This window comes from Nocardioides sp., assembly GCF_964229035.1.
Classification (GTDB): Bacteria; Actinomycetota; Actinomycetes; order Propionibacteriales; family Nocardioidaceae; genus Nocardioides.
The window spans coordinates 25986-40490 of record NZ_CAXRAZ010000026.1; the positions used below are offsets into that span (position 1 = coordinate 25986).

Genomic DNA, 14505 nt, shown 5'->3' on the forward strand with positions numbered 1-14505 from the left:
GGGCTCGTGGTGACCCAGGTCACCTCGCGAGAGCAGCGGGCACCGAGCCCGCGATCCCCGACCTCAGGAGTGAGTGTGCGTCGTCGTCGCCTCGTCCCTCTCATCACCTCCGTGGCCGCTGTGGCCACCTCGGCCCTGCTCGCCGGCTGCGGTCTGACGCCGGACGCCGCCACCGAGCCCGGCCTCGCGGTCAAGGTCGACGGCCTGAATCTCGGCCTGGCCAAGGTCGACCGCGTGGTCGACGACTACTGCGCGCTGCTCGCGCAGGATCCGCAGGCGCAGGCGGCGCCCCGGGCCTTCGTCCGCGCCAACTTCGCCCTCGGGTGGGCCCGGGCGCGCGCGGTCGACGCGCTGGCGGGGGAGTACGGCGTCCAGCTGCCGCCGTCGCCGGTCACGCGCAGCGTGGTGGAGGCCGACTTCGGGCGGTCCGGGTCGGTCACCGACGACAACTACGACTCCCTCGCCTGGCTCAGCGGGCTGCAGCAGCGCCTGGGTCCTGCTCTCGAACAGCTCGGCACGAAGGTCGGGCAGGAGTCCGGGCAGGCGGTCGCCGGCGAGGCTGCGCTGCGCGCCGGCAACGAGCGGGTGCTCAGCTGGCTCGACGACAACGACCTCGTGCTCAACCCGGCCTTCGGCACCTTCGACGAGAAGACCGGCGGCTTCGGCGGCGGCGACCTGCTGTCGATCCCGGTGAGCAGCGAGGCGAGGGCCAACGACGACCCGCTCAAGCTCTCCGCCGAGCAGCTGGCCGCGCTGCCGGCCACGCAGCGCTGCGGGCCGGCGGCTCCGGCGGCTCCGGCCGCGCCGGTCGCGCCTGCTCCGGGCGGCTGAGGGGTGACCGACCCGGTCGCCGAGTTCGCCGCCGTCATGCGGCGCCTGCGCGCCGAGTGCCCGTGGAAGGCCGAGCAGACCCATCGCTCCCTCGTGCGCTACCTGCTCGAGGAGACCGCCGAGGTCGTCGACGCCATCGACGAGGGGGAGGCGAGCGGCGACTTCTCCCACCTCGGCGAGGAGCTCGGCGACCTGCTGCTGCAGGTGGTCTTCCACGCCGTCATCGCCGAGCAGCGCGGCGACTTCACGTTGGACGACGTCGCCCGCGGCATCACCGACAAGATGATCCGACGCAACCCGCACGTCTTCAGCGCCGAGGCCGGCGCGGCGGCCGGGGATCTCGACGCCGCCGAGGTCGACGCCCAGTGGCAGCGGATCAAGGCGCAGGAGAAGCCCCGCGAGCGCGCGGACGACGGCATCGGCCCCACCCTCTCGGCCCTCGTCTACGCCGACAAGGTGCTCGCCCGCCTCGAGCGCGCCGGAACCCCCGCGGCGCCCGACCCGGCGTCGTCCGAGATCGGGGAGCGGTTGCTCGCCCTCGTGGACGACGCCCGCCGCGCCGGCGTCGACCCCGAGCAGGCCCTGCGCGACGCCGTCCGCGCCCGGCTCTGAGGCTGCGGCAACGTCAGGAGCGGCCGACCGTGGGCGGCCGGTTGCCCCGGGCATCCTCCTGCTCGATCAGCTCGTTCAGGTCCTTGAGCCGGTCGAGGCCCTTCACCGCCCGCGCCATGCGGTGGTTGGGCTCGAAGCGGGCGCGGTGGCGGTCGAGGAACCACCAGTAGCCGGCGCTGAAGGGGCAGGCGTTCTCGCCGGTGCGCTTCTTGGGGTCGAAGGCGCAGGGCTTGCAGTGGTCGGTCATCGAGGAGATGTAGGCACCGCCCGAGGTGTAGGGCTTGGTGGCCATCACGCCGCCGTCAGCGTGCTGTGACATCCCCACCACGTTGGGCACCATCACCCAGTCGTAGCCGTCGACGAACGCGCGGTGGAACCAGTCGGTGACCTGCTCGGGCGCCCAGCCGCGCTGCAGGGCGTAGGAGCCGAGCACCATGAGGCGGGGGATGTGGTGCACCCAGCCGTGCTCGGCGATCTGGTCGAGGGTGTGGCTGAGGCAGCGGGCGTCGGTGGCCTTCGCGTCGAGCTCGGCGAACCACTTCGGCAGCTGCTCGCGCGCGTCCAGCTCGTTGCGGCGGCGGTAGTCGTCGCCCTGGTTCCAGTAGAGGTGCCACACGTAGTCGCGCCAGCCGATCACCTGCCGCACGAAGCCCTCCACGGCAGCGATCGGGGCGTCGCCGGCCAGGTAGGCATCCTCCGCGCGACGCACCACCTCGAGCGGCTCCACGAGGCCGAGGTTGAGCGGTGCGGACACCAGCGAGTGCGCCATCCACGGGTCGCCCTCGAGCACGGCGTCCTCGAAGCGCCCGAAGAGGGGCAAGCGCTCGGCGATGAAGTGGTCGAGCATCGCCAGCGCCTCGCGGCGGGTGGCGGGGAAGAGGCGGGGCTTGTCGCGGCCGATGAACTCGACGTGGCCGTCGCGCTCCCACTTGTCGAGATCGGCGCGCACCTCGGCGTCGATGTCGCTCTCACTCGGCCACCTCGGCTCGGGCACGCCGAGGGTGGTCGCGCCCTTGGGCGGCGACTCGCGGTTGTCGTGGTCGAAGTTCCAGCGGCCGCCGGCCGGCTCCCCGTCGTCCATGAGGACGCCGTGGGCCTGCCGCGCGCGGCGGTAGAAGTCCTCCATGAGCAGGCGGCCGCTCTTGCGACCCTCGGCCCAGCGCTCGAAGTCGGCGCGGGGGGTGGCGAAGCCGCGGGCGTCGAGCACGGTGAGGTCGAGGCCGTCGTCGGCCAGGCGGTCGACGAAGCGGCGAGCGGCCCACGTGGTGGGGTGCACGACCTCGACCGACCGCTGGCCCACGTGCTCGCGGACCGCCTGCGCGTAGCCGCCGTCGGTGCGCACGTAGGTGAGCCGGTCGCCGAACTCCGCGGCGCGGTGACGCATGGCGCTGAGGATCAGGTGCGCCTTGGCGCGGTGGTAGCGGCGCCGGGCGAACACGGCTCGCGACTCCACCATCAGCAGGGGGCCGCGGTGGTCGTCGACGAAGTGCGGCCCGAGCTGGTCGCCGAAGATCCAGCGGACGGCGGAGCTCACGGCCGGCTGGCTCAGGCGGGGAGCTTGGCGAGGGCGTCGCGCAGGCCCTCTTCGGCCTCGTCGCCCAGCTTCTTGAAGGCACCGCCGAGGAACGGCACGGCCAGCTTCACGATGCCCTTGAACTTGAACTCGGCGCTGTAAGTGACCTTGGTGCCCGTGCCGTGGGGCGCGATCTCCATGCGGTCGGTGGCGTTGACCGTCTTGTTGGTGCCCTCGAGAACGAACAGGGTGGGCGCGTTGTGCTGCACGACCGTGTAGGTGAGCTCGGTCTTGCGGCCGTTGAACTCGCTCACGTTGCGGTAGACCGTGCCGACGCCGCCGTCGCCGGAGACGAGCGAGGTCTCCACGGTGCCGGGGTCCCACTCGGTGGTGTTGGTGAAGTCGCTCAGGTAGGCGAAGACCGCATCGGGGGAGGCGGAGGTCTCGACGGTGCGGGAGATCAGCATGCTTCGACAGTAGCCAGCGGGCGGCTGCGGCAACCGGGTCGCGAGGGCCGCAGTCGTCCGGCGGCGACCGTGCAACCGCAATTGGCGCCGGATTCGGGAGCGGTTCATCTGAATTTTCCCGAGGAGCAGGAGGGTTCGGTGCGACGCCGACGCTGCTCCCTCCGGCTCCTGCTGCTCCCGCTCTCCTGCTGGTGCCGCGGCGCGCAGCGACGGCGTCGTCACGCCCGCTCCGCCGGCGCTCGGGTCCGGCCCGCTCCTCGAGGACTGCTCCCGTGCGTCTACGCCGCTCCCTCACACCCCCGGGCTCGCGCCCCGTGGTGTCCCGTCCGCTCGCCGTGCTGGCCACCGCCGCCCTCGCCGGCGGCCTCGCCCCGGCCGTCCTCGGTCCGGCCGCGCCTGCGCGCGCGGCCTCCGCCGACGTCCAGATCACCGAGTACGAGTACAACGGCTCCGAGTTCGCCGAGATCACCAACGTCGGCGACGCCGCCGCCGACCTCACCGGCTGGAGCTTCGACGACAGCAGCCGCACCCCCGGCTCGTTCGCCATCGGCTCGATCGGCACCCTGGCGCCCGGCGAGTCGGCCCTCATCACCGAGGTCGGCGCCGATGCCTTCCGCACCGAGTGGGACCTGCCCGCGCGCATCAAGATCGCCGGCTCCAACAACCAGAACCTCGGTCGCTCCGACGAGATCAACATCTACGACGCGGCGAACAACCTCGTCGACCGGCTCACCTACAACGACCAGGCCGTGCCCGCCCAGGGGCCGCGCACCGACGTCGCCAGCGCCTGGGCGCCGACCAAGGCCGCGCTGGCCGACCCCACGCCGGCGACCTGGACGCTCTCGACGCTCAACGACGCGGAGGGCTCGTGGAAGTCGGTGGGCGGCTTCTTCGGCTCGCCGGGCACGAGCACCCTCGGCGGCAACCCGCCGGGCAAGCCGAGCGCCGGCCCCGTCACCCCGCCGCCGGCGCTGCCGAGTGTCCGGCTCAACGAGATCGAGTCCAACGGCGACGTCGTCGGCGACTGGTTCGAGCTCATCAACACCGGCACGACGCCGGTGGCCATCGGAGGCTGGCAGCTGCGCGACAACGGCGCCACCAACCCCGCCGTCCTCATCCCCGCGAACACCACCCTGGCGCCGGGGCAGATCGCGGCCTTCTACACCGAGTTCCCGCCGCCGGGCTTCGGCCTCGGCGTCGCCGACTCCCTGACCCTCTACCTCGCCGACGGCACCACCGTCGTCGACACCTACGCGTGGACGACGCACGCCGCCACCACCTACGGCCGCTGCCCCGACGGCTCCGGTGAGTGGCGCACCACCACGACGCCGACCCGCGGCACCGCGAACGCCTGCAGCCCGATCCGCCTCAACGAGGTCGAGTCGGCCCCGGCGGCCGGCGCTGCCGACCAGAGCGAGTGGGTCGAGCTGGTCAACCTCTCCGGCGCCCCGGTCGACGTCGCCGGCTGGCAGGTCACCCGCACCGCCGGACCGGCCCTCGCCGCGCTGCCGGCCGGGTCCACCGTGCCCGCCAACGGCTACCTCGTCGTGGAGGCCCCCGAGGGCCTCGCGAGCGCCGAGACGATCGGCCTCAACGACGCGACCGGCAAGGGGATCGACGCGGTCGCCTACACCGCCGACTCCACCCAGACCCTCGGCCGCTGCCAGGACGGCGTGGGCGCCTTCGCCACCACCGCACGCCCCACCCGCGGCGCGGTGAACGTCTGCCCCGGCCTGGCCACCAAGCCCTGGCCCGGCTCCCAGCTGGTGCGCACGGTCGACCCGATCGACACCTTCGGCCAGGACGCCTCCGGCGCCGTCTTCGACCCGGCCGACCCCTCCGTGCTCTGGATCGCGCAGAACAAGGCGGGCACGCTGGTCAAGATGGTCGAGAGCGGTGACGGCTACGTGCCCGCGCCCGGCTACTCGCCCGGTCGCACCCCCCGCTACGCCGACGGCACCGGCAACCCCGACACCGAGGGCATCACCATCGGCCACGACGGCGCCGTCTACCTCGCCTCGGAGCGCAACAACGCCGCCAGTGGCATCAGCAAGAACACCGTGCTGCGCTACGACCCGGAGACGTCGATGAACGCCACCGACGAGTGGAACCTCAACGCCCTCCTGCCCACCGTGGGCGCCAACCTGGGCCTGGAGGGTGTCACCTTCATCCCCGACTCGGTGCTCACCGCCGGCGGTCTGATCGACTCCTCCACCGGCAAGGCCTACCGGCCGGCCGACTACCCGGCACACGGCTCCGGCCTCTACGTCGTGGGCGTCGAGGGCACCGGCAAGCTCTACCTCTTCGCCCTCGACCAGACCTCCGCCGTGCAGGAGCAGGCGCACCTGATCGCCACCGCCGACCCGCAGCTGCTCACCAACGCCGGCCCCGCGTCGGTCATGGACGTCACCTGGGACCCCGAGCGCCAGCGCCTGTGGGCGCTGTGCGACGACAGCTGCAACGGCAAGTTCTCGCTGCTCTCGCTCGCCAGCGGCACCTTCACGGTGGCCGAGGCCTACGACCGCCCGGTCGGCATGGCGAACCTCAACAACGAGGGCCTCGCCATCGCGCCCCGCAGCCGCTGCGACAACGGCTCCAAGCGCGTGGTGTGGACCGACGACGGTGACACCGACGGCTACTCGCTGCGCGCCGGCACGATCACCTGCGACCCGATCATCGCCCCGTCGATCACCACCCAGCCGGTCGACGCCTCGGTGATGGACGACCGCACGGCCACCTTCACCGTGGACGCCGCCGGCACCGCGCCGCTCGTCGTCCGCTGGGAGCAGCAGGCACCCAAGACCACCTCGTGGACGACGGTGCCCGGCGCCACCTCCACCACCCTCACGGTCATCGGCAAGGCGAACCTCAACGGCTACCGCTACCGCGCAGTCGTCTCGAACGAGAAGGGCTCGGCCACCTCGCAGTCGGCCACGCTGAGCGTGTCGCGCCTGCTGCGGGCCCCGGCCAAGTTCACGGCGGTGCGCGGCGACGGCACGGTGAGCCTCAGCTGGGCGGCTCCGTCGCTCGCCAACGGTCCGGCGCCGGTCACCGGCTACGTGGTGACCCGTCTCGACAGCCTCACCGCCACCACCGGCACGACCGAGTGCCTCGTGCCGGCGGGCGCCCCGCTCACCTGCACCGCCACCGGCCTCACCAACGGGCGCGCCTACGCGTTCACGGTGGCCGCGGTCAACGCCGCCGGTGTCGGTCGCACGGCGCTGGTGAAGACCATCCCGGTCCGGCCCGTCTCGATCATCACCCAGCCCGAACCGGTCACGGTGAAGGCCGGCACGACCTTCGCCCTGAACGCGGTGGTCGACGCCGACCCTGCCCCGCAGCTGCGCTGGCAGGTCAGCTCGGACGGCGGCACCACGTGGCGCAACACCGGCGGCGTGCTCACCGGTCTGAGTTCCGCCTACACCGAGAAGGCGCTCCTCGCGCGCGACGGCTGGCTCTACCGACTGCGCATCGCGCAGCCCGGCAGCACGGTCGTCCACAGCGACGCGGTGAAGGTGAGCATCACCCGCTGACCCCAGTCGCCACAGCGGCACCTGCCGGCCCCCGGCCCGACACCACCCACGTCGGTCCGGGGGCCGGCCCCTTCCTGCGGACGACGGGGGCGTCTGCGCCACCGCCCCGCGGGCACCATGGAGGCATGAGCGCCCCCACCTCCACCCGCACCTCCCATCGCGCCTCCGCCACCCCGGCGACGGCCCGAGGCGGCCGCGGGCTGCTGATGCTGCTGCCCTTCGTGCTGGCGGTGGCCGTGGTCTCCGGCGTCGGCGGGCTGGCGGCGTCGTCCTCGCGGGAGACCTACGCCGCGCTCGACCTGCCGCCCTACGCCCCGCCGTCGTGGGTGTTCGGCCCGGTGTGGGGCGTGCTCTACGTGATGATCGCCATCGCCGGCTGGCTGGCCTGGCGCAGCGGGGGAGGGCGCCCGGCCGTCACCGTCTGGGCGGTGCAGCTGGTGCTGAACCTGGCCTGGACCCCGCTCTTCTTCGCCTGGGAGCTGCGCGGCGTCGCGCTCGTGGAGATCGTTGCGCTGCTCGTCGCTGTCGTCGCCACGATCGTGGTGTTCGCCCGCACGTCGAAGGCGGCCGCCTGGCTGCTTGTGCCGTACCTGGCCTGGGTCGGCTTCGCCACGGCGCTCAACGCCGGCGTCGTCGTGCTCAACTGACGGCCGACCGGTGAAGGTCGAGGCCGTCGGTGCGGCCCACGTGGACGAGGTGTGGCGCCGCTACACCTGTCCTGAACTCTGGTCGCAGTGGGCACCGCAGATCCGCCGCGTGACGGTGGAGGGGCGTGCCGGTGACCAGCCGATCGAGGCCGGGGTGCGGGGCGTCGTCCACGGGCCGGGGTTGGTGCGCATCCCCTTCGAGATCGTGGACGTCGACCAGCGCACCCGCCGCTGGACCTGGCGTGTCGGCGTCGGCCCCGCCTCGATCACGATGGACCACGGCGTCGACCCCGTCGCCGGCGGCCACGGCTCGCGCGCCTGGGTAAAGCTCCACCTCCCGCTGCCGCTCGCGGCCGGGTACGCGCCGGTGGCGCGGTGGGCGCTGCGCCGCGCGGTGCGCTGAACCGGCGGCGCCCCCGGAAGCCGTCGAGGCCGCGACGCCCGCAAGATGGTCGGGCGGCGCGGCCTCGTGAGGGCACAGGTGCGTCGGGTCAGGCGAGCGGAACGAGGCTCACTCGGGGACGACCGACTCGATGTTGTACTGCGCCTTACCGTCCTCGACCGAGGTGATGGTCACCTTGACCTGCTGGGTCTCCCCACCGGAGGTGAGGTCGCAGGTCATGCTGGCGTCGGCCTTCGCCTCGAGGTCGTCGGGGCAGCTGACCTCGTCGGCCGTGCCACCCGTCTGCTCCTCGAACTTCTGAGCGACGGTCTCCTCCACGTCGGCCTGCTTCAAGGTGTCGGGGCCGCCAACCTCGACCGAGGCGCTGCAGGCGGTCAGGGCGGCGGTGGCGGCGAATGCGAGGGCGACGGCGCCCGTCTTGATACGAATCTGCACCGGGAAATCTCAGCAGATCCGCCCGCGCCAGGTGTGTGGATCCGGATTTTCACATTCGTTCGGCTCCGCCCGACCCTCCGCTCGTGCGTCTGACCCTGAGGCGGATGCGCGGCCTGCGACGGGACGTTCGTCCCCGCGCCCGCTCGGTGGCCAGCGGCCAGCACGCCGCGCGCCGCGCGCCGCGCGCCGCGCGCCGCCCTCGCCTCCGCGACATGTAACACGCCGTCCACCCGTCTACCTGGCTCGATTCAGTCGCTTGAGGGTCGATTCTGGGCCGTCGGCGCCTGACTTCCGGCAACCAGTCGGGTGGACGACGTGTTACATCAGCTGGCCGGCCCGCCGCTGCGACGAGCGCACCCGTCCACAGCCCATCCGCAGATGGTGGTCTGCGCTCGCGACGCCGACTTACCGTGCTGGCACTCGGACGCCTCAGTCATCTCGGGAAGGAGGCCGCCCGTGTCCGCCGTCATCCCTGCCCGCCCGCCGTTGCCCGCCTCCTCGGCCGCACCGCCGACCACCCCGCCACTGCCTCCCGGTCCGGTGCTCGACGCCCTCGAGGCGCAGGCGCGCGAACAGGTGCGCTCGGCCGGTCTCGACCCGCAGCGCCAGGTGGACGACGTCCGCGTGATCGTGCGCGACGTCGTCCTCGCGCACGACGAGCGTGCGCTGACGGGCGCGGTCGCGGGGCTCGCCGACGTGGCTGCGACGGTGGGGGAGGTGATGGCGCGGGTCGCGGGCCTGGGGCCCCTGCAGCCGCTACTTGACGACACTTCGATCGAGGAGATCTGGATCAACTCTCCCGACCGCGTCTTCATCGCGCGGGCTGGTCGGCACGAGCTGACCAACATCGTGCTCAGCGAGGCGCAGGTGGCCGACCTCATCGAGCGGATGTTGAAGTCGACCGGGCGCCGCATCGATCTCAGCAGACCGTTCGTCGATGCGATGTTGCCGGCGGGACATCGACTCCACGTCGTCCTGTCCGGGATCTCGCGCGGCTTCTCGGCGGTCAACATCCGCAAGTTCGTGGTGCGCGCCGCGCGGCTCGAGCAGCTGGTCGAGATGGGTTCGCTCACGGCGCCCGCTGCGCGCTTCCTCGAGGCGTCGGTGAAGGCAGGCCTCAACATCCTCGTCACCGGTCAGACCCAGGCCGGCAAGACCACGATGCTCAACTGCCTGGCCGGGGCGGTGCCGGGCGGCGAACGGATCATCTCGGCCGAAGAGGTCTTCGAGATCCGGTTCCCCCACCCTGACTGGGTCGCCATGCAGACCCGGCAGGAGGGCCTCGAAGGCACCGGGGAGGTCCGCCTGCGCGACCTCGTCAAGGAGGCGCTGCGCATGCGGCCGAGCCGGATCATCGTCGGCGAGGTGCGGGCCGAGGAGTGTCTCGACCTGCTGCTGGCCCTGAACTCGGGGCTCCCCGGCATGTGCACCCTGCACGCCAACAGCGCCCGGGAGGCGCTCACCAAGATGTGCACTCTTCCGCTTCTGGCAGGGGAGAACATCAGCTCGAAGTTCGTCGTCCCCACGGTCGCAGCGTCCGTCGACCTCGTCGTCCACCTGGCGCTCGACCCCGGCGGCATGCGACGCGTCGTCGAGATCGTCGCCGTTCCCGGTCGCATCGAGGGCGACGTCATCGAGACGGAGCCGATCTTCGAGTGGCGCGAGGGCCGCCTCACCCGCAGCCTCGGGCTCCCGCCCCGACCGGAGCGCTTCGCCCGCCTCGGCATCGACGTCGCGCGGCTCCTCAACGAGGCCAGGTGACCGCGGCGTGGGTGCACTCGTCGGCCTGGGCGTCGGTGTCGGGCTGCTGCTGATCTGGACGGCGTTGCGTCGTCCACCGGCGAGCGTGGACGACGAAGCGCCCGCGCCGCGATCTCCCGGACTGGTCGAGCGGAGGCTCGGTGAGGCGGGTCTGGCTCACGTCGCCCCGCGCTCCTTCCTGGCGCTGAGCACCGCTGCCGGATCCCTCACGCTGATCGTCGCCGCCGGTGCCACCGGCGTCCTGCCCATCGGCGTCGTCGCGGGCGCGGCCGCCTCCTACCTGCCCTTCGCGGTGCTCGGAGGTCGGGCGAGGCGGCGCCGCCGCGAGTTCGCCGAGGTCTGGCCCGAGGCGGTGGACGACCTCGCGTCCGCCGTCCGCGCCGGTATGTCGCTACCGGACGCCGTGGCTGCGCTCGCCGTCCGCGGCCCGGACGCGCTGCGGCCGGCCTTCGAGGCGTTCGCGCTGGACTACCAGGTGTCGGGCCGTTTCGGCGACTGCCTCGACCGGCTCAAGGCACGACTCTCCGACCCGGTCGGCGACCGTGTCGTCGAGGGCATCCGGATCGCGCGCGAGGTCGGGGGCGGCGAGCTCGGACGCCTCCTGCGCAACCTCTCGGGCTACCTGCGCGAGGATCTCCGCACCCGCTCCGAGCTCGAGGCCCGTCAGGCGTGGGCGGTGAACGGCGCCCGTGTCGCGGCGGCCGCGCCGTGGATCGTTCTGCTGGTGATGTCGACGCAGCCGAGCGTCATCGCGCGGTACCAGTCGACCGGCGGGACCATCGTGCTCGTCGTCGGTGCCGCCTGCTGCGTCGTCGCCTACCGGTTGATGTTGCGCCTCGGGAGGCTGCCTGCTGAGCGGAGAGTGCTGCGATGACGTCGCCGGTCTGGGGCGGTCTGCTCGGGCTGCTCGGCGCGGTCGGTGGCTGGATCGTCGTCGCCCGGGTCGCTGAGCTGCGGCGTCCGGCGCTGCAGATCCGTGTGGTGCCCTACCTGCGCGACCTCGATCCCGATCGGGCGCGGTCGGCGAGCGTCGTCCCCGGTGGGCGGGTCGGGGCGCTCGCAACGCCGGCGCTGCGCAGGGCGGCCGATCTGGTCGACCAGGTGCTCGGCGGCAGCGTCTCCATCCGGCGTCGGCTGCTGCGCGCCGGGTTGAACATGACGGTCCAGGACTTCCGGGTGCAGCAGGTGCTCTGGGGGCTCTCCGGGCTCCTCGCGGCGGTGGCGTGGGGCCTCCTCCGATCGATCACCGGCAGCCCTGACCCGGTCACCCCGGTGCTCGCCTGCGTCGGGGCCTTCGTCGCGGGCGTGCTGCTGCGCGAGAACCGGCTCACCTCGCAGGTGAAGTCGCGCGAGGCCGCGATCGTCGCCGAGCTGCCGGCCGTCGCAGAGCTGCTCGCCCTCAGCGTCGCAGCCGGCGAGGGGCCGGTCGCCGCGCTCGACCGCGTCGTGCGGCGCAGCGGCGGGGAGTTCTCCCGCGACCTCGCAGGTGTGCTGGCACGCATCCGCACCGGCGAGCCGGTCACCGACGCGTTCGACCGCCTCGCCGCCACCACCGGCCTGCCGGTGGTCGCCCGCTTCGCGCACGGCGTCGCGGTCGCCGTCGAGCGAGGCACGCCGCTGGCCGACGTCCTGCACGCCCAGGCGGCCGACGTCCGCGAGGCAGGACGACGCGACCTCATCGAGCGGGCCGCGCGCAAGGAGGTCGTGATGATGATCCCGGTGGTCTTCCTGATCCTCCCCGTGACCGTGCTCTTCGCGTTCTGGCCCGGCTTCATCGGGCTCTCCCTCAGCTACTGACCTCGTTCAACCTCTCGGGAAGGAACCACCATGAACGACCAGCGCATCCGCCGCCCCGGACTTCTCCGCCGTCGATGGGCGTCAGCGCTCACCGATCAGCGCGGAGACGTGCCAGGCTGGGTGATGGTGACCGTCATGACGCTCAGCATCGGCATGGCGCTGTGGGGCATCGCTCAGCCGCAGCTGGTCGGGCTGCTGCAGTCGGCGCTCGCCACGGTGCGGTGAGTCGGAGGCGCGGTGAGCGCGGGTCGGCGCTGGTCGACTTCGTGCTCGTCGTGATGATCCTGGTGCCGGTCGTGCTCGGCATCGTGCAGTTGGCGCTGGTGCTGCACGTGCGCGCCACCTTGGCCGCGGCGGCGTCCGAGGGCGCCCGCTACGCCGCCACCGCGGACCGTGATCCGGGTGCGGGGCTGAGTCGCACGCGCGAGCAGATCTCCGGAGCCCTCGCCGGACGGTTCGCGCGCGATGTCGACGTGCGTCGGGTCGCGGTGCGCGGTGCTCCGGGGGTGGAGGTCGTCGTCCACGCGGAGGTGCCCGCGCTCGGCCTCGGCGGGCCGGGGGTGGAACTCACCGTGCGTGGCCGGGCGGTCGAGGAGCTGCCGCGATGACGCGGGAGCAGAGGTGGAGGCGGTGGCGGTGGCGTTCGCAGCGGGGGAGCGGGATCGTCGAGGTGGTGTGGCTCAGCATCCTGCTGCTCCTGCCGCTGGTGTGGGTGCTGCTGTCGGTGTTCGAGGTGCAGCGCGGATCGTTCGGTGTGAGCGCGGCCTCGCGCGCTGCGGCTCGCGCGTTCGCGTTGGCCCCCGACGACGCCACTGGCGAGCAGCGGGCGGCTGCGGCAGCGCGGCAGGCGCTGGGTGATCAGGGTCTGGACGACGCACCGCTCGACGTCGAGGTCTCGTGCACCCCGTTCCCGCGCACGTGCCACAGCGGCACGTCGGTGATCACGGTGCGGCTGCGCTCGGCGGTGCGGCTGCCGCTGCTGCCCGATGTGCTGGGGTCGGGTGCACCGAGCTTCGCGCTGCGCTCGGAGCACACGGTGCCGATCGGCCGCTTCCTGCAGGTCACCGGCGACGGCGGTGACGCCCGATGAGGCGGCTTGGGGTGCGGGGGAGCTCGGCGCCGTTGGTGGTCGGTTTCATGGCGCTCCTGCTGCTGCTGATCGGTGCGGTGGTCGATGCGAGCGCCGCTTACCTGATGCGTCAGCGCCTTGACACCCTCGCCGACGGTGCTGCGCTGCAGGGTGCCGATCTCGGCGCCCAGGGCACGGCCGTCTACACCGAAGGTCTGGACGACGAACGCGACCTGCCCGTGCTGCGCCGCGATGTCGAGCGGGCGGTCAACGCCTATCTGCGGGATGTCGGCGCTGCCCGCGCCCACCCGGGGCTGCGGGCGCAGGTGCGCGTGGAGGGGCGCCGGGTCGTCGTCCGGCTCTCGGCGCCGTTGGACCTGCCGATCGAGCTGCCGGGTGCACCTTCGCGGCCGCAGGTCGGGGCGGTCGGCTCGGCGGCGGTCGATCCCGACTTCGAGTAGCTCCCGGCGCTGTCGGGGCGGACGAGCTGGATCGCCGATCGTCGAGCGGCTCAGGGGAGCAACGAACTCCGGGCGTCGGCCAGCAGCAGGTAGAGGTGCAGCGAATCGGTCGGCGAGGGCCGGAACCCCAGGGCGGCGTAGAAGTCGGCCGCGGCCTGGTGCAGGGCGTGCACGAGCAGCAGGCGGACGCCGATCGTGTCGGCGGCGGCAAGCGTGGAGAGGATCGCGTCGCGCACGAGTGCTTTCCCCAGACCGGATCCCTGGGCTGAGATGTCGACCGCGAGACGTCCGAGCAGCACCGCGGGGACCGGGTCCGGCGCGTTGCGTCGCGCCCTGCCGGTGACGTCCGCACGCGCGATCGCGACGGCCGACAGCGTGTAGTAGCCGAGCACCCTGTCGGTACCGCGATCGACGGTGACGTAGCAGCGCGCCAGGTCGTTCAGGTGGTTGGTCAGAGCGCGATCGACGAGATAGCGGTCGAGAGACTCCTCGCCCGAGTCGAAGCCGGCTGTCCGGTCGCCCGATGCGATCGGTCGAGGCCGTTGAGGACTCACGTGTCCCAGGGGGCGGATCGATGAAGCAGGTCGGTCAGTTCTGGAATCTTCTCGGCGGGGCGATCGAGGATGGCGGTGAACGTCGTCCAGGCCGCGTCGTCGAGTCGGAACAGGCGGCGATCAGCGAGTGTGTCCTCCGCGCGTGCGACGGCGGCGGCCATGACGAACTGCGTCAGCGTCTGCCCGCGCGCTGCCGCAGCGTCACGGATCAGAGCGTTCTGCTCGGCGGTGAGGCGCACCGCGAGGCGGGCCTCTTTGCGGCTGGCGTCCTCAGGGGCGGTGGTCATGCGTACAGTGTACGCCCGTTGTACGCACCGCCGACGGTCACAGCAGATCCGTCGCCAGAGCACGCAGGTGAACCCGCCCCCGGTCACCAGGAACGGTGCGACGATGCTGCCGAGCGCTCGCGCTCCGTGGGGAGT

The 14505-nt window shown here is 72.6% G+C and carries 16 protein-coding genes; 11 read left to right on the forward strand and 5 right to left on the reverse strand.

The annotated features are described in order from the left end of the window. The first annotated feature begins 111 nt into the window (after nucleotides 1-111). Complete coding sequence (locus ACERUN_RS08330) at nucleotides 112-831, forward strand: hypothetical protein (RefSeq protein WP_370289426.1); 720 nt, start codon at nucleotides 112-114, stop codon at nucleotides 829-831. A gap of 3 nt (nucleotides 832-834) precedes the next feature. Further along, nucleotides 835-1443: a MazG nucleotide pyrophosphohydrolase domain-containing protein gene (locus ACERUN_RS08335; RefSeq protein WP_370289427.1), complete on the forward strand. Its 609-nt coding sequence runs from the start codon at nucleotides 835-837 to the stop codon at nucleotides 1441-1443. Nucleotides 1444-1456: 13 nt separating this feature from the next. Here ACERUN_RS08335 and ACERUN_RS08340 read toward each other — a convergent pair whose 3' ends face one another. Together ACERUN_RS08340 and ACERUN_RS08345 are read right to left on the reverse strand one after the other, a co-directional pair. After that, nucleotides 1457-2977 (reverse strand): cryptochrome/photolyase family protein, encoded by a 1521-nt coding sequence (locus ACERUN_RS08340; protein ID WP_370289428.1) that lies wholly within the window; start codon nucleotides 2975-2977, stop codon nucleotides 1457-1459. A gap of 11 nt (nucleotides 2978-2988) precedes the next feature. Next, nucleotides 2989-3423: an SRPBCC family protein gene (locus tag ACERUN_RS08345; RefSeq protein ID WP_370289429.1), complete on the reverse strand. Its 435-nt coding sequence runs from the start codon at nucleotides 3421-3423 to the stop codon at nucleotides 2989-2991. A gap of 314 nt (nucleotides 3424-3737) precedes the next feature. Here ACERUN_RS08345 and ACERUN_RS08350 point away from each other — a divergent pair, with 314 nt between their 5' ends. From ACERUN_RS08350 to ACERUN_RS08360, 3 genes are all read left to right on the forward strand, one after another. After that, nucleotides 3738-6956 carry a lamin tail domain-containing protein gene (locus ACERUN_RS08350; protein ID WP_370289430.1) on the forward strand — a complete coding sequence of 1073 codons (3219 nt, stop codon included), beginning with the start codon at nucleotides 3738-3740 and terminating at the stop codon, nucleotides 6954-6956. A 125-nt stretch (nucleotides 6957-7081) separates the two neighbouring features. Continuing rightward, on the forward strand, nucleotides 7082-7603 hold the full coding sequence (locus ACERUN_RS08355) for a TspO/MBR family protein (RefSeq protein WP_370289431.1): 522 nt from the start codon (nucleotides 7082-7084) through the stop codon (nucleotides 7601-7603). 10 nt (nucleotides 7604-7613) lie between these two features. Beyond that, nucleotides 7614-8006, forward strand: coding sequence for an SRPBCC family protein (locus ACERUN_RS08360; protein WP_370289432.1), 393 nt, complete (start codon nucleotides 7614-7616; stop codon nucleotides 8004-8006). A gap of 108 nt (nucleotides 8007-8114) precedes the next feature. On the opposite strand, the gene ACERUN_RS08365 is transcribed toward ACERUN_RS08360, so the two are convergent. Further along, entirely contained in the window at nucleotides 8115-8441 is a 327-nt protein-coding gene (locus tag ACERUN_RS08365; RefSeq protein WP_370289433.1) for a DUF4333 domain-containing protein, read from the reverse strand. Between the two features lie 456 nt (nucleotides 8442-8897). Here ACERUN_RS08365 and ACERUN_RS08370 point away from each other — a divergent pair, with 456 nt between their 5' ends. The 6 genes from ACERUN_RS08370 to ACERUN_RS08395 all read left to right on the forward strand — a co-directional run bounded on the left by ACERUN_RS08370 (nucleotide 8898) and on the right by ACERUN_RS08395 (nucleotide 13529). Beyond that, complete coding sequence (locus ACERUN_RS08370; protein ID WP_370289434.1) at nucleotides 8898-10202, forward strand: CpaF family protein; 1305 nt, start codon at nucleotides 8898-8900, stop codon at nucleotides 10200-10202. 7 nt (nucleotides 10203-10209) lie between these two features. After that, a complete protein-coding gene (locus tag ACERUN_RS08375; RefSeq protein WP_370289435.1) occupies nucleotides 10210-11076 on the forward strand; it encodes a type II secretion system F family protein in 867 nt (288 codons plus the stop codon). After that, complete coding sequence (locus tag ACERUN_RS08380; protein WP_370289436.1) at nucleotides 11073-11999, forward strand: type II secretion system F family protein; 927 nt, start codon at nucleotides 11073-11075, stop codon at nucleotides 11997-11999. The genes ACERUN_RS08375 and ACERUN_RS08380 overlap by 4 nt, the downstream gene beginning before the upstream one ends. 221 nt (nucleotides 12000-12220) lie before the next feature. Continuing rightward, nucleotides 12221-12607, forward strand: coding sequence for a TadE family protein (locus ACERUN_RS08385; RefSeq protein WP_370289437.1), 387 nt, complete (start codon nucleotides 12221-12223; stop codon nucleotides 12605-12607). A gap of 62 nt (nucleotides 12608-12669) precedes the next feature. Further along, nucleotides 12670-13089 carry a hypothetical protein gene (locus ACERUN_RS08390; protein WP_370289438.1) on the forward strand — a complete coding sequence of 140 codons (420 nt, stop codon included), beginning with the start codon at nucleotides 12670-12672 and terminating at the stop codon, nucleotides 13087-13089. Further along, on the forward strand, nucleotides 13086-13529 hold the full coding sequence (locus tag ACERUN_RS08395; protein WP_370289439.1) for a Tad domain-containing protein: 444 nt from the start codon (nucleotides 13086-13088) through the stop codon (nucleotides 13527-13529). Before ACERUN_RS08390 ends, ACERUN_RS08395 begins: the two co-directional genes overlap by 4 nt. A gap of 50 nt (nucleotides 13530-13579) precedes the next feature. Here the strand turns inward: ACERUN_RS08395 and ACERUN_RS08400 are convergent, their stop codons facing one another. Together ACERUN_RS08400 and ACERUN_RS08405 are read right to left on the reverse strand one after the other, a co-directional pair. After that, a complete protein-coding gene (locus ACERUN_RS08400) occupies nucleotides 13580-14083 on the reverse strand; it encodes a GNAT family N-acetyltransferase (RefSeq protein ID WP_370289440.1) in 504 nt (167 codons plus the stop codon). Then, nucleotides 14080-14370 carry a DUF1778 domain-containing protein gene (locus tag ACERUN_RS08405; RefSeq protein WP_370289441.1) on the reverse strand — a complete coding sequence of 97 codons (291 nt, stop codon included), beginning with the start codon at nucleotides 14368-14370 and terminating at the stop codon, nucleotides 14080-14082. Before ACERUN_RS08405 ends, ACERUN_RS08400 begins: the two co-directional genes overlap by 4 nt. Nucleotides 14371-14505 lie beyond the last annotated feature (135 nt).

Coding starts and splice junctions, on each gene's coding strand:
- ACERUN_RS08380 (WP_370289436.1), top strand. CDS start 11,073: ATGACGTCGCCGGTCTGGGGCGGTCTGCTCGGGCTGCTCGGCGCGGTC.
- ACERUN_RS08345 (WP_370289429.1), bottom strand. CDS start 3,423: ATGCTGATCTCCCGCACCGTCGAGACCTCCGCCTCCCCCGATGCGGTC.
- ACERUN_RS08405 (WP_370289441.1), bottom strand. CDS start 14,370: ATGACCACCGCCCCTGAGGACGCCAGCCGCAAAGAGGCCCGCCTCGCG.
- ACERUN_RS08355 (WP_370289431.1), top strand. CDS start 7,082: ATGAGCGCCCCCACCTCCACCCGCACCTCCCATCGCGCCTCCGCCACC.
- ACERUN_RS08395 (WP_370289439.1), top strand. CDS start 13,086: ATGAGGCGGCTTGGGGTGCGGGGGAGCTCGGCGCCGTTGGTGGTCGGT.